The organism is Rhodococcus sp. AC861, assembly GCF_979256035.1.
The window spans coordinates 328,930-341,165 of sequence record NZ_CEEDMW010000004.1 but is presented as its reverse complement, the minus strand read 5'-3'; the positions used below and the strand labels follow the sequence as shown (position 1 = coordinate 341,165).

11 protein-coding genes are annotated in these 12,236 nt (G+C 66.0%); 4 read left to right on the top strand and 7 right to left on the bottom strand.

The window, feature by feature from the left end; genetic code table 11:
• Positions 1-52: 52 nt before the first annotated feature.
• Positions 53-1,174, top strand: coding sequence for an FAD-dependent oxidoreductase (locus AC0IX4_RS15100; protein WP_056069975.1), 1,122 nt, complete (start codon positions 53-55; stop codon positions 1,172-1,174).
• Between the two features lie 18 nt (positions 1,175-1,192).
• On the opposite strand, the gene AC0IX4_RS15095 is transcribed toward AC0IX4_RS15100, so the two are convergent.
• Complete coding sequence (locus AC0IX4_RS15095; RefSeq protein ID WP_471829666.1) at positions 1,193-2,494, bottom strand: replication-associated recombination protein A; 1,302 nt, start codon at positions 2,492-2,494, stop codon at positions 1,193-1,195.
• Positions 2,495-2,576: 82 nt separating this feature from the next.
• Here AC0IX4_RS15095 and AC0IX4_RS15090 point away from each other — a divergent pair, with 82 nt between their 5' ends.
• Complete coding sequence (locus tag AC0IX4_RS15090; protein ID WP_471829664.1) at positions 2,577-3,593, top strand: SDR family NAD(P)-dependent oxidoreductase; 1,017 nt, start codon at positions 2,577-2,579, stop codon at positions 3,591-3,593.
• On the opposite strand, the gene AC0IX4_RS15085 is transcribed toward AC0IX4_RS15090, so the two are convergent.
• From AC0IX4_RS15085 to AC0IX4_RS15065, 5 genes are read right to left on the bottom strand one after another with little or no spacing between them, the layout of a single operon-like run.
• Positions 3,540-4,703, bottom strand: coding sequence for a PucR family transcriptional regulator (locus AC0IX4_RS15085; RefSeq protein ID WP_471829663.1), 1,164 nt, complete (start codon positions 4,701-4,703; stop codon positions 3,540-3,542). The genes AC0IX4_RS15090 and AC0IX4_RS15085 overlap by 54 nt on opposite strands.
• Before the next feature lie 36 nt (positions 4,704-4,739).
• Positions 4,740-5,573: an SDR family NAD(P)-dependent oxidoreductase gene (locus AC0IX4_RS15080; RefSeq protein WP_471829662.1), complete on the bottom strand. Its 834-nt coding sequence runs from the start codon at positions 5,571-5,573 to the stop codon at positions 4,740-4,742.
• Positions 5,570-7,324 (bottom strand): alpha/beta fold hydrolase, encoded by a 1,755-nt coding sequence (locus tag AC0IX4_RS15075; protein WP_471829661.1) that lies wholly within the window; start codon positions 7,322-7,324, stop codon positions 5,570-5,572. The genes AC0IX4_RS15080 and AC0IX4_RS15075 overlap by 4 nt, the downstream gene beginning before the upstream one ends.
• On the bottom strand, positions 7,321-8,805 hold the full coding sequence (locus AC0IX4_RS15070; protein WP_471829660.1) for a flavin-containing monooxygenase: 1,485 nt from the start codon (positions 8,803-8,805) through the stop codon (positions 7,321-7,323). The genes AC0IX4_RS15075 and AC0IX4_RS15070 overlap by 4 nt, the downstream gene beginning before the upstream one ends.
• Positions 8,802-9,329, bottom strand: a complete 528-nt coding sequence (locus AC0IX4_RS15065) for a thioesterase family protein (protein WP_471829928.1) — start codon at positions 9,327-9,329, stop codon at positions 8,802-8,804. Before AC0IX4_RS15065 ends, AC0IX4_RS15070 begins: the two co-directional genes overlap by 4 nt.
• A 179-nt stretch (positions 9,330-9,508) precedes the next feature.
• Between AC0IX4_RS15065 and AC0IX4_RS15060 the strand changes: the two genes are divergently transcribed.
• Both AC0IX4_RS15060 and AC0IX4_RS15055 read left to right on the top strand, forming a co-directional pair.
• Entirely contained in the window at positions 9,509-9,946 is a 438-nt protein-coding gene (locus AC0IX4_RS15060) for a hypothetical protein (protein ID WP_471829659.1), read from the top strand.
• Between the two features lie 78 nt (positions 9,947-10,024).
• Entirely contained in the window at positions 10,025-10,645 is a 621-nt protein-coding gene (locus AC0IX4_RS15055; RefSeq protein WP_471829658.1) for a dienelactone hydrolase family protein, read from the top strand.
• A gap of 10 nt (positions 10,646-10,655) precedes the next feature.
• Here the strand turns inward: AC0IX4_RS15055 and AC0IX4_RS15050 are convergent, their stop codons facing one another.
• Positions 10,656-12,203 (bottom strand): MFS transporter, encoded by a 1,548-nt coding sequence (locus AC0IX4_RS15050; RefSeq protein WP_471829657.1) that lies wholly within the window; start codon positions 12,201-12,203, stop codon positions 10,656-10,658.
• Positions 12,204-12,236: the final 33 nt, after the last annotated feature.

Sequence of the window (12,236 nt, the reverse complement as noted above, 5' to 3'; positions counted from 1 at the left end):
GAACAACGTTCCACACTAATGGAACACTGTTCCAAACACGGAAGGATCTCCCATGGCGATCACTGTCGACATCGTCGGCGCAGGCCTCGGCGGCCTGACGCTGGCACGAGTACTCCATCGGCACGGCGCCGCGGTCAGGGTCTTCGAATCGGACATGTCCGCCGATACTCGAACGCAGGGCGGCCAGGTGGACATCCATGAGGAGAACGGCCAGAAGGCACTCGAGGCCGCCGGTCTCACACGCGAGTTCCGGTCGATCGTTCACGAAGGGGCACAGGCACTACGGATTCTCGATCCACACGGAACCGTCCTGCTGGACCAGCCGGACGACGGGGATCAGACTCGGCCGGAGGTTCTTCGCGGCGATCTACGCCGGATTCTTCTCGACGCACTGCCGCAGAACACGGTCAGGTGGGGACACAAGGTCGCCGGCGTGAAGCCTCTGAGCGGCGGCGGGCACCGCCTGACCTTCGCGGACGGGTCGACGACTGTCAGCGAACTGCTCGTGGGAGCCGACGGTGCATGGTCGAGAATTCGCCCACTGGTGTCGCAGTCGACGCCCCACTACACGGGGACGACGTTCGTCGAAACGTATCTGCACGACGTCGACGTACGCTTTCCGGCCACCGCGGACAGTGTCGGCCTCGGCGCGATGTACGCGCTGACACCCGGCCGGGGCATCGTGGCGCACCGCGAGGTAGGCAACGTTCTGCATGCCTACGTCGAACTCACCAGGCCCGCCGAGTGGATCGATACTCTGGACTTCTCGGACGCACCGAGTACGTCGGCACGCATCGCGCAGGAATTCGACGGCTGGGCACCACATCTGACGGACCTGATCACCGGCAGTGACACCACACCCGTGACCCGCAAGATCTTCGCGCTTCCCGACGGTCACCGATGGAGGCCGACGCCGGGCGTGACGTTGCTCGGCGACGCGGCGCACCTCATGCCCCCGTCCGGAGACGGAGCCAACCTCGCCATGTTCGACGGCGCCGAGCTCGGACGGTTCATTCTCGCGCACCCCGACGACCCCGATGCCGCGATCGCTGCGTACGAGGCCGAACTGTTCACGCGCACCGATTCCTTCTACGCGGATGCGCACGACATCGTGGATCTGTGCCTCGGTGAGCGTGCGCCGTACGGGCTGATCGAGATGTTCACCGGGGTGTGAGATCGCGCGTTACTCGTATCAGATATCGCGAGAGCCGTTCGCGCGCATATTTTCCCACGACCGCAACCGCTCCGTGACGGCGTGCTCGTACCCGTTCGTGGTGGGCTCGTAGAAGACCGGCCGGTCCATGCCGTCGGGGAAGTAGTTCGCGCCGGAGAATCCCGTGTCGGTATCGGGATCGTACCGATACCCCTCGCCGTAGCCGAGGTCCTTCATCAGCGACGTGGGTGCATTGAGAATGTGCTGAGGCGGCATCAGCGATCCAGTTCGCTTCGCCGCGGCACGTGCCTTACCGAAGGCGCGATAGACGCCGATCGATTTGGGCGCGGTCGCGAGATAGACGACGGCCTGAGCGATCGCGAGTTCGCCCTCGGGAGAACCCAAGCGTTCGTACACGTCCCAGGCGGCGAGTGCTTGATGCACGGCGTTCGGATCCGCCAATCCGATGTCCTCCACCGCGAAGCGAGTGATCCGGCGGGCGACGAACAGCGGATCCTCTCCCCCGTCGAGCATCCGCGCCAACCAGTACAGCGATGCGTCCGGATCGGACCCCCGCATCGATTTGTGCAGCGCGGAGATCAGGTTGTAGTGGCCCTCCTGCGACTTGTCGTACAGCGGTGCACGCTTCTGGACCGCCCGTGCGAGTCCGGCCTGATCCAGCGGCCCGGACAGGGCGTGCACCTGCTCGATCATGTTGAGCAGATACCGGCCGTCGCCGTCCGCCATCGCGATCAGTGCACCCCGGGCCTCGTCGGTCAGCGGCAGCGGATGGCTCAGAAGACCCTCGGCGCGGGTGACGAGCGTGCTCAGAGCGGCATCGTCGAGCCGCTTCAGCACGAAGACCTGACTGCGCGAGAGCAGAGCTCCGTTCAGCTCGAAACTTGGATTCTCCGTCGTGGCGCCGACCAGGACGATCGTTCCGTCCTCGACGTACGGCAGAAAGGAATCCTGCTGAGCGCGATTGAAACGGTGGATCTCGTCGACGAACAGCATCGTGCCGTGACCGGTCTCCCGCCGGATCTGTGCCGACTTGAACACCTTTCGAAGATCTGCGACGCCCGAGAAGGTGGCGGACAGAGGTTCGAAGGCCAGATCGGTCTGCTCCGCGAGAAGCCGCGCGATCGTGGTCTTTCCGCACCCTGGCGGCCCCCACAACACCATCGACACGAGTCGCTTCGTCTCGACCATCCGCCCGATCGGTGCATCCGGGGCCAGCAGATGATCCTGCCCGATCACGTCCTGCAACGTCCGAGGCCTGAGCCGGTCCGCCAGCGGGCGCGACGCGTCGTCCACCTCGAACAAGGACGGCTCCGACGTCACGATCCAACCCCGACGGAAATGCAGTGGTCGTCGATGTACACGCTGCCCTCCAGACGTCGTCGGCGGTCTCGAGACTACGCCGATGACAGAAGCGACCGGTGGACCCGGCGCGGCGTCGTGTGCACACGCACAGCAGCGCCGAGACAACGGTGGACCGCGGTACCTTCTTGCCGCGGCCATCACCGGAGATGATCGACGACATCATCACTCGCGGAAGAAGGGCAGTCGACGCATGAAGTCGGTATCCGGCAAGGTCGTACTCATCACGGGAGGCGCATCGGGCATCGGGCTCGAGACGGGACGTCGGCTGGCATCGATGGGCGCCCATGTCGTCCTGGTGGATCGGAGCGACATTCCCGCCGACGTCCTGGCGAGCCTCCCGACGTCACACCACGGACGGCACCGTGCGTTCAGCGCCGACGTCACCGACAGCGCATCCCTCGAAGCTGTTGTGACCGAGGTGCTGTCGGAATACGGCTGCCTCGATATCGTCCTGGCAAACGCCGGCATCGCGGAGGCCGGCACTGTCGCCATCAGCGACGTCGAGAACTTGGCACGTATCGTCGAGATCAACCTGATCGGTGTCATCCGGACCGTGCACGCGACGCTGCCGGCAATCACGGCACAGCGAGGTTTCTATCTCTTGGTCTCGTCGGCCGCGGCACTCAAAACCGTTCCCGGACAGGCTGCCTACGCCGCGGCGAAGACCGGAGTCGAAGCGTTCGGCGGAGGGTTGCGCCTCGAAGTAGCGCACAAAGGCGTCGGAGTCGGAGTCGCCCACCCTGCGTTCGTCCGGACACCGATGTTCGACTCCCAGCACAGGATCGCCGCCGTGCGCGACGGTATCGAGGAACTGCCGTGGCCTTTCGGTGTGGTGACCGAGCTCAGCGACTGCGTCGACGCGTTCGTCGATGCCATCGTCCGCCGTCGCCGAAAGGTGTACGTACCCGGCGCGCTCCGCGGAGTCGACACTGTTCGCGGCGTGTTCACCGGCCGGCTCTGGGATGCGATCCTGCGCCCGCGGATGCGGAAGACGGTCCCTGCTCTAGAACGCGGGATCCTCGACAGTCGAGCCGGCGGTGCGCTCCCTCGTCAGTAGCCACCAGGCCAGGACCAGGTCTGCCGTCCTGTCGATGTCCAGACCGGTGAGATCTCCGAACCGTGCGACGCGATTGCGGACGGTGTTGCGGTGGACGAACAGCGCGGCCGCGGTGTCGTCGACACGTCGATCGTGCTCGAGGTACGCCGCCACGGTGTCGATGATGTCGCGTCCGGACGGGCCGCGTTCCAGCAGCGGGGTGAGATGCGCAGAGGCGAGCCTGTCGGCCGACTCCTCCCCCAGCGCGAGCAACGGGAGGGGTCCGAGCGCCGCGAGATCGAGAACTCCCGCCCGGCCGAACCTGGTGGCGAGATCCAGGGCGAGGTGCGCCTGCCGGAACGACGCCCGAGCGCCCGATACCGGAAGCGCGTCGCCGACACCGACCGACACTGCCGCGTCCATCCCGTCGGGAACCCGGGGAAGCAGTGCCACCAGGAAACCGTCGATGACCGCGTCGACGACCACGAGACCGCCACCGCCGCAGCGGATACGAAGCATGGCTCGGACGTCCGACACTGTCGACGAGTCGTTCCACGCCAGGCATGCGACGCGGTAGTGGTGCCCGATGTCGATACCGTGCTCCGAGGCGTGGGCCTGCAGTACCGCCGGCACGTACGAACCCTCGATCAGCTGCCGGAGAAGATCTGCGCGCCGCGTCGCACCCGCGACCGCACGCTCCTGAACCACCGTGTTCACCGCCGCCGAGTAGGACGTGGCCCATTCCCACATCATGTCCTGGATGTCGTCCACGGCGTCCGTCGACAGACCCTGCTCGGCCGCGTTCCGGCGAACCATCTTGAACAGCTCGCGCGCCCCGAGCTGGATGCTGTGGGCCACGAGTTCGAGCGGAATCGTCTGACCGGCCCACAACCGGACCAGATCGGTGACGTCGTGGGAGTCCACCTCGGGGGCATCGCTGCGCAGACGTCGGAGCACGATGTCGAGGATCGCGCGAGTGTTGCGCTGCACCTCGGCGTGCGTGACAGAGTCGTACACGGGAATGTCTCTGCGATACAACGTGGTCAGCTCGGATGCCACGGCATCGAGTTGGTCGTCGGCATCGGCGACGAGGGAGGTGATGCGCGCGGCGATCTCGCGCTCTCGTGTCATCGCCCTGTCGTCACCCATCGTGGTCGCCTCTCGTCGTCACGAGCGTGTCATATCCTCCGTCGCGAGGCGCCGGATCTCGGGTGCGGCAGCTCGACTGCGCGCCGTGAACACGCGTGTGGGCAGCGCGGCGCGCAGGACCAGCAGTACCCGACCAACTCGCGGGTACACCATGCGCGCCGAGCGCCGTTCCAGAGACCGAACGATGTGCGGCACGATGTCGTCCAGCGGTGTGACCGCACCGAAAGGCCCCGGTAGCGCCGCGAGTAACGCAGCGAAGGCGGGGCGCTCCATTTTTCCGGTGACCATGGCGGTGTCGATCCACCCGGGGTGGAGCGACCCCACCCGCACCCCCGTTCCGCTCAGTTCCAGCCGAAGTGAATCGGCGAATGCTTCCAATCCTGCTTTGGCCGCTGCGTACGCCGTGTGTCCGGGCTGATGCGCGAACGACGCCCACGAGCAGGTGAACGCCACGTACCCACGTGACGCCATGACCGCGGGCAGTGCAGCCCTCACGACGTTGTGCGCGCCGATCAGGTTGATGTCGACGACGCGTTTCCACGCACCCTCCGGGAGAAGGTCGACGGGCCCGTACTCGGACACCCCGGCGTTGGCCCAGACGATGTCGATGCGACCCCGGTCGGCGACGACCGTGTCGATCACCCGTCGGCAAGCGTCGGCATCCCGAACATCGAGAACATGGGTGTCGCAGTCGCCCACCAGCGACTGCGCGGTGCGAGCCAGTCCGCCCTCGTCCACATCGAGCAGTACGACGGTCGCGCCACGCTCCGAACATGCTCGGGCCGTGGCGGATCCGATCCCGCCCGCCGCTCCGGTGACGACCAGGACCATGCCGGTGAGATCGTGGCTCATGACTCGACCGCCGTCGGCGCGCCGACGACAGCGAGCGCCGACTCGGTGATGCTGCCGAGAACCAGATGCGGTCCACGACGGACGACGCCGGTCACCATCTTGTACCCGGGTTCCGACGACTGGAGGTCGTGGACGACGGTGCCGTGCTCGTCCACCGCGATCACCCAGGTCGTCGATTCGCCTTCGCGAACCGACTCGGGAAGTCGGTACGCGATCCGACGAAAGAGCCCCGGAAGCTGCGCGACCCGATCGTGGAGCGCACTGCGTGGGGTCGCCATCGCCACCCAGACGAGGTCGCCGTCGGCGGAGACGTTGTCCGGGAACGCCGGCAGGTTGTCCTCCAGGACGGTCGGCGCGCCCGCTCGACCGTCGACGACCGGGTAGCGCGTGATGCGGAAGTCACCGGACGACGCCACCGTCACCGCGTCCTCCGCGTCCGACACGGTCAGTCCGTTCGGGAACTGGAGTCCGTCCACCAGGGTGCGGGCCGGCCCGTCCGGTGGGAGCACGGCGACTCGTCCGGTACCCGAGTGCTCGAGGAGATCCGCGAGGAAGTCGTGGAACCCGAACCGTCGGGTGGACACGGTGAAGTAGAGGGTGCCCGATCGACCACGAACGATGTTGGAGGCGAACGTGATCGGCTCGCCGTCGAGCTGATCCACCAGCACCTCCACTCCCCCGCTCGCGAGATCGACGCGAAGCACACCCCGTTCCGCATCGCACACCAGGAGCGTGTCGTCGTCCAGCACCGTGATGCCGAGTGGACGACCTCCCGTGTCGGCGAGTGTCTCGACCGTGTGAGTGGTGCTGTCGAAGGTCACGCGCAGAATCCGCCCGTCTTCGAGTCCTGTCAGCACACGCCCCTGCGAGTCCAGCCGCACGTCCTCCGGTCCTCTGCCCGGGAGTTCGAGACGCCTGATCGGCGACATCGGCTGCGCGCTCGAGGTCTGCCGTGCTCGATCGGTCGCTCTCGGTGGGGTCCACCGAACGGGCCGAAGGCGGGGAGCCGGAGCCGACGTGGGCCGCTCGGCATCACGTGGCTGCGCGGAGTCCGTGATCACCGCCGCCACGGCGCCGGCCGAACTCCACGGAGCTCCGTGCCCCTCCCGCGGAAGAGGATAGGCGGACACCCCGGGGCCGGAGGCACTGTCGGCCATGGCGCTCGAATCCACGCGCCGATCGTCGAGTCCATAGACGACGGACACGGGACATCCGAGCGTCGCCAGCCGTGGACCCAGTGGCATCCCGTCCAGGTAGGTGTCGACCGCCGCGGACGATGCGCGAAAACGTTGCAGCCCGGTGTCACGGAGATCCTGCACAGCAAAGTCCGGAACGGCACCGCCCGGCAGGAATGCCGTAGCGAGGCCACGCTCCAACGCCGTGTCCGGCAGCGCACTCCACACGGCTGCGCCGAGCAACGGAATCCCCAACACCGTTTCGGAGAAGCCCCGTGCCGTGAGTCGGGACGCCACCGTGGGCGGAGTGGCCACCAGCACGAGGCGGCCCACGAGCGTCGGAAACTGTTCGGCGACCGACGTCGCCACCAGTCCCCCTCGCGAATGACCCACCAATATCACGGGGCCGAGGTCGGCTGCTCGAATCCGGCGCGCGACGTCCAGCGCATCGACCTCGATCGACTCCGTGCCCGCAAGATCCGGCGCTGACACCGTGCCCGGGAGCAGAGGTCGCACGCGATCCCAGATCGCGTGCGACCCACCGAGACCGTGGAGAAGGACGATCGGGTCGGTCATCGCGACACTGCCGACGGCCGAACATTGTGGCGGGCGGGGTCGAATCGCACTGCGCGGCTGCGATATCCGAGGATGCTGCCGGGCCACAGGTTGCTGTTGCGCCCGGCGGGATCGAGATACCAGCTCGAACATCCGCCGCTCGTCCAGACCGTCCCCTCGGTCAGTTCGTCGATCCGCTCGGAATACTCGGCCTGCGCCCGCTCCGTCGGCTCGATGGACCCGCGCGCCTCGATCGCGTGCCTCATGGCGCGTTCGATGTACTGCAGTTGCGACTCGAACATCATGATGACCGAGGTGTGTCCGAGAGCGATGTTGGGACCGTGCATCAGGTACAGATTCGGGAAGCCCGCGACGGTCGTACCCAGATAGGCACGGGGGCTCTCACCCCAACTATCCGCCATCGTGCGCCCATTTTCATCGATGATGCTGTCCGTCAACGGAAGTCGGCTCGTGTCGAAGCCCGTGCCGAAGATGATCGCGTCGACCTCGTGAGTAGTTCCGTTCGCGTCCACGACCCCGGTGCGCGTCACCGTCGAGACACCGACCGTCTCGACCGCGACGTTCGGCTGCGCGAGTGCCGGGTAGTACTCGTCGGACAGCAGAATCCGCTTGCAGCCCATCCGGTACGACGGTGTGAGCTTCTCGCGCAGGACCGGATCGCTCACCGCATGGTGCAGATGCGCGCGGCCCTCCTTCTCCCCGATGCGCATCAGAGCCGGATTCCGGAACGCCAGCAGCTTGATCTCGCGCTCGGCGTAGATCTTCGCGCGGGCAGCTCGCTGGAATCCCGGCACCGACTTCAGGAGCCGACGCTTCTTCGCCGAGATGGGTTGGTCGTCCCGCGGCATGACCCAGGGAGCGGTCCGCTGGAAGACCATGAGGGACTGCACCAACGGTTGGATCTTCGGAACGAACTGGATCGCGGACGCACCGGTACCCACGACCGCGACACGCTTTCCGGTCAGATCCACGTCGTGGTCCCACTGCGACGAGTGGAACACCGGACCGTCGAAGTCGTCGATCCCCTCGATGGAGGGTAGTGACGGGTCGGCCAGCGACCCGGTCGCGACAACGACGTGGTCCGCCGTCGACGTTCCCCGCGCCGTCTCGAGCGTCCACCGCCCCGTGGACGCATCTCGCGTCACGGACGTCACCGGGCAGTTCGTCCGCAGTCGCGGCAGCAGCCCGTGCGTGCGGGCGACGTCGTCGAGATACGCCCTGATTTCCGACTGCCGGGCGTAGGTGTGACGCCAGCGATGACTCGGCGCGAACGAGAAGGAATACAGCAAACTCTGCACATCGCAAGCAGCGCCCGGGTAGTCGTTGTCGCGCCAGACACCGCCCAACGTCGAGGCGCGTTCGAACAGCACGACGCTGCCCTTGTGCAGACTTTCGAGGCGGATGGCGGCCCCGATACCCGCGAAGCCGGAACCGATGACGGCCAACACGTGATGGTCGGGGCTCGATCGAGGTGTCGTCATGACTGGTGCTCTTCCGCTGAGTAGGACGTTCTGGACAGTGTCGACCACTCGACGACCTCCGCCGGAAGGTGATCCGGCAGAACGAAGACGCCGTCGAGCTCGAGCACTCGGTCGGGCGCCACGGACCCGCCTGCCTTGTCGATGATGCGGACGGACACCAGTGCGGTGGCGTAGTCGATGTCGCCGATGTGGAAGATCTGCTGGAAATACAGATTCTTCGCATCGGTGCCGAGCAACCGTGTCCGCACACGAAAGGCCTTGGGGAAAGTCAACGACCGGCCGTACGTGATGGTCTGCGCGGTGACCACCGGAGACCACCCGCGGGCTCGGAACTGCCGCCACAGGCCGGTCTTCGCGTAGTACGCGATACGGGCGGCGTCGAGAATCGACAGGTACCGCCCGTTGGTCATGTGCATCAGGATGTCCAGATCGACGAGCTGGACGCGGAAGCGTGTCTCGAGAGGGTCTCCGATCCGAGCGGTCCGGCCGAAGCCCCGCATACGCAGAAGCCAGCGGATCGTCATGATCACGTCTCGACATCCCTCCCGTACGTGCCGTCCGACCCGGTCAGGTCGATCCCCTCATCCTGGGTGACGAGCGTCGACCGAACGATGGATGTCGGGACATGACGTCGCCGGGGCGGGTGTGCACGTGCACAAGGCCGGCGATGTAACGGACGGCCCCTCTGCACCGACCAGGTGGTATGACTCTGTCGCTGATCCCCCGTTCGTGCCTCGCTGCCGCCGTCTGCATGGGAGGCCTTCTAATCTCGTCCGGAACGGCATCCGCCGAGGTCGTCGACATCGATATCCTTCCCGGGCTCAGCGTCGGGCCGACGACGCCCTACGGCGTCGGCTGCACGTACATCGCCGTCGCTGGTACCGCAGATGCGTCCGGACCGCGTGTGGACATCGCACCGCTCGATCCCGATTCGATCATGCCCATCGAGGAATTCGCGTGGCAGTTCGACCCCTACTGGTCGTCGCCGGTGATCGCCGGATACAAGGTGTCACTGTGGACCCCCACGACGCCCGGCGAACATTCGCTCATGGCCTACGAGACCTCCGCAGGTGGACCCGTCGCCACCGTGACCGTCAACCCCGCCACTCCTGTCGGCCCGCTGTGCTTGGTTGCGCCCTGACCACCTGAAAGGTTGGTGCTCGCCGTCGGCATCTCGCGAGTACGGTCGACATGTCGAACGCGAGGACCGGGGGATCTCATGGTCGCTATTGCTGTTTTCCACTCTGTTCTCGGAGTGCGACAGGGTATTCGGGACGCCGCCGACCACCTGCGGGATGCCGGTCACGATGTGACTGTCGTCGACCAGTACGAAGGTCGGTCCTTCGACGACTACGGTTCTGCCCAAGCATTCGCCTCGGACATCGGGTTCCCTGCATTGATGCAAAGGGCACTGACCGGGGTGTCGCACCTACCCGACGGCTTCGCCCTCCTCGGGTTTTCGAATGGAGGTGGAATGGCGACTTTCGTTGCTACGCGGCGCCGAGTGAGGGGTGCGGTGCTCTGCTCCGGAGCTCTTCCGCTCCACATGATCGACGTCGATCGCTGGCCTGACGGTGTTCCGGTGCAACTCCACTACGCGGTCGACGACCCGTTCAAGACTGCCGGATCGGTCGAATCGGTGATGGCATCGGTGAATGCCGCCGGTGCGCCGGCCGAGTACTTCCAGTACCCCGGTAGCGGTCACCTTTTCACGGATGTGGAGATGCCCGGCGAATTCGACCCTGACGCAACTGCGCATTTCTGGACTCACGTCGACCGGTTCGTGTCCTCTGCCGGGGCCCCGGTCCACTCGACCGACGGCGGAGAAGCTCGGGACTGATCACGCGCCTTTACTTGCGCGACTCCTGGCCCTTCTCCGGGTGGGACGGCAGGAAGACGAGCGTGAGAACCGCGGCCAAAGCCGTGACCGAACCCGCCACGATGCTGCCCGTGGAGAAGCCGTCGACGAACCCTGCGCGGGCGAGGGTGGACAGCTGATCACCCAGGGTGGCTCCCGTGTCCCCGAGCGTCACCGACACCTGTTGTGCCGCAGCGAGAGCGGCGCCGACAGACTCGCGGGCAGGCTCGAGAACGGCGGTCGGCAATTCGGAATCCAAGCCGTCTCGGTAGACCGACAGCGCGACCGACCCGATGACCGCGACGCCGAGGGTGCCGCCCAGTTCACGGGTCGCATCGTTGACCGCCGACCCCATGCCCGCCTTGTCGTTCGGCACGACGCCCATGATCGCCTCGGTCGCCGGGGCGCTGATCAATCCGAGGCCGGCGCCGAGCAGGATCATCTGCCCGGCAATCTGGAGGTACCCGGTGTCCGTACCCACCGTCGATGTCCACGCGAAGGCAAGAGTGAGAGAGCCGAGTCCGCTCGCCACAACGATTTTCGTGCCGACTGCGACTGCGAGTCGAGGTCCGATCAGTGAGAAGAGGGCGATCGAACTCGCGACCGGAAGCATCCGGACGCCGGTCTCGAATGCTCCGTAACCTCTCACGGATTGGAAGTACTGCGTCACCAGGAAGATGAAGCCGAACATCGCGAAGAAGGCGCTGGTGACCGCGCCGCTGGCCGCGGTGAATCGCATGTTGGTGAACAACCGCACATCGAGCATCGGATGCTCGGCCCGAGCTTCGCGGATGACGAAGGCTGTCAGAAGTAGTGCTGCCACAGCGAATCCGGCAAAGGTTGCTCCGGACGACCATCCGCGGTCAGGCGCCTCGATGATGGCGTGAACGAGTGAACCCAACGCCAGGATGGACAACGCCAACCCGGATTTGTCCAGTGGTGGCGTGGACGGGTCACTCGAATTCGGCACCAGACGAACCGCGAGAAGTATGGTGAGCGCCGCCGCCGCCGCGTTGAACACGAGTGTGGATCCCCACCAGAAATGCTCGATCAGCGCGCCGCCGATGACGGGACCGACAGCGACGGAGATTCCTGTCGCCGCGCCCCACAATGCGATCGCGGTGACGCGTTCCGACCGTTCCGTGAACACATTCGTCAAGATCGACAGGGTTACGGGATAGACCACCGCCGCCGCGATACCGGCCAACGCCCGCCACAGAATGAGTTGATCGGCGTTCCCACTCCACGCGCCGCCCAGCGATGCCACGAGAAACAGGAGCAGGCCGCCGAGCAGGAACGGCCGGCGCCCGAACCGGTCGCTCAGCGATCCTGCAGCGAGAACCAGTGCCGCGAACGCCAGGTTGAACGCGTCGACGATCCAGAGCAGATCTCTCGTGGACGCACCCAGCGCGCCGACCAGGGTGGGCAGCGTGATGTTGACGATCGTCGTCGAGACGTTGACGACGAACACGGCGAAGCACAGCGTGAGCAGAACCGCGGGCTTGGATCGGCGAGACGTCGACGACTGAAGAATCTGCATAACAGGTTTATAGCAGTTCACAGCGGTCAATGT

Bases quoted from the DNA above. Each gene is read 5' to 3' on its own strand.
- AC0IX4_RS15060 (WP_471829659.1), top strand. From the start codon at position 9,509: ATGACTCTGTCGCTGATCCCCCGTTCGTGCCTCGCTGCCGCCGTCTGC.
- AC0IX4_RS15070 (WP_471829660.1), bottom strand. From the start codon at position 8,805: ATGACGACACCTCGATCGAGCCCCGACCATCACGTGTTGGCCGTCATC.
- AC0IX4_RS15100 (WP_056069975.1), top strand. From the start codon at position 53: ATGGCGATCACTGTCGACATCGTCGGCGCAGGCCTCGGCGGCCTGACG.
- AC0IX4_RS15080 (WP_471829662.1), bottom strand. From the start codon at position 5,573: ATGAGCCACGATCTCACCGGCATGGTCCTGGTCGTCACCGGAGCGGCG.
- AC0IX4_RS15055 (WP_471829658.1), top strand. From the start codon at position 10,025: ATGGTCGCTATTGCTGTTTTCCACTCTGTTCTCGGAGTGCGACAGGGT.
- AC0IX4_RS15050 (WP_471829657.1), bottom strand. From the start codon at position 12,203: ATGCAGATTCTTCAGTCGTCGACGTCTCGCCGATCCAAGCCCGCGGTT.
- AC0IX4_RS15085 (WP_471829663.1), bottom strand. From the start codon at position 4,703: ATGACACGAGAGCGCGAGATCGCCGCGCGCATCACCTCCCTCGTCGCC.
- AC0IX4_RS15075 (WP_471829661.1), bottom strand. From the start codon at position 7,324: ATGACCGACCCGATCGTCCTTCTCCACGGTCTCGGTGGGTCGCACGCG.
- AC0IX4_RS15090 (WP_471829664.1), top strand. From the start codon at position 2,577: ATGACAGAAGCGACCGGTGGACCCGGCGCGGCGTCGTGTGCACACGCA.
- AC0IX4_RS15065 (WP_471829928.1), bottom strand. From the start codon at position 9,329: ATGACGATCCGCTGGCTTCTGCGTATGCGGGGCTTCGGCCGGACCGCT.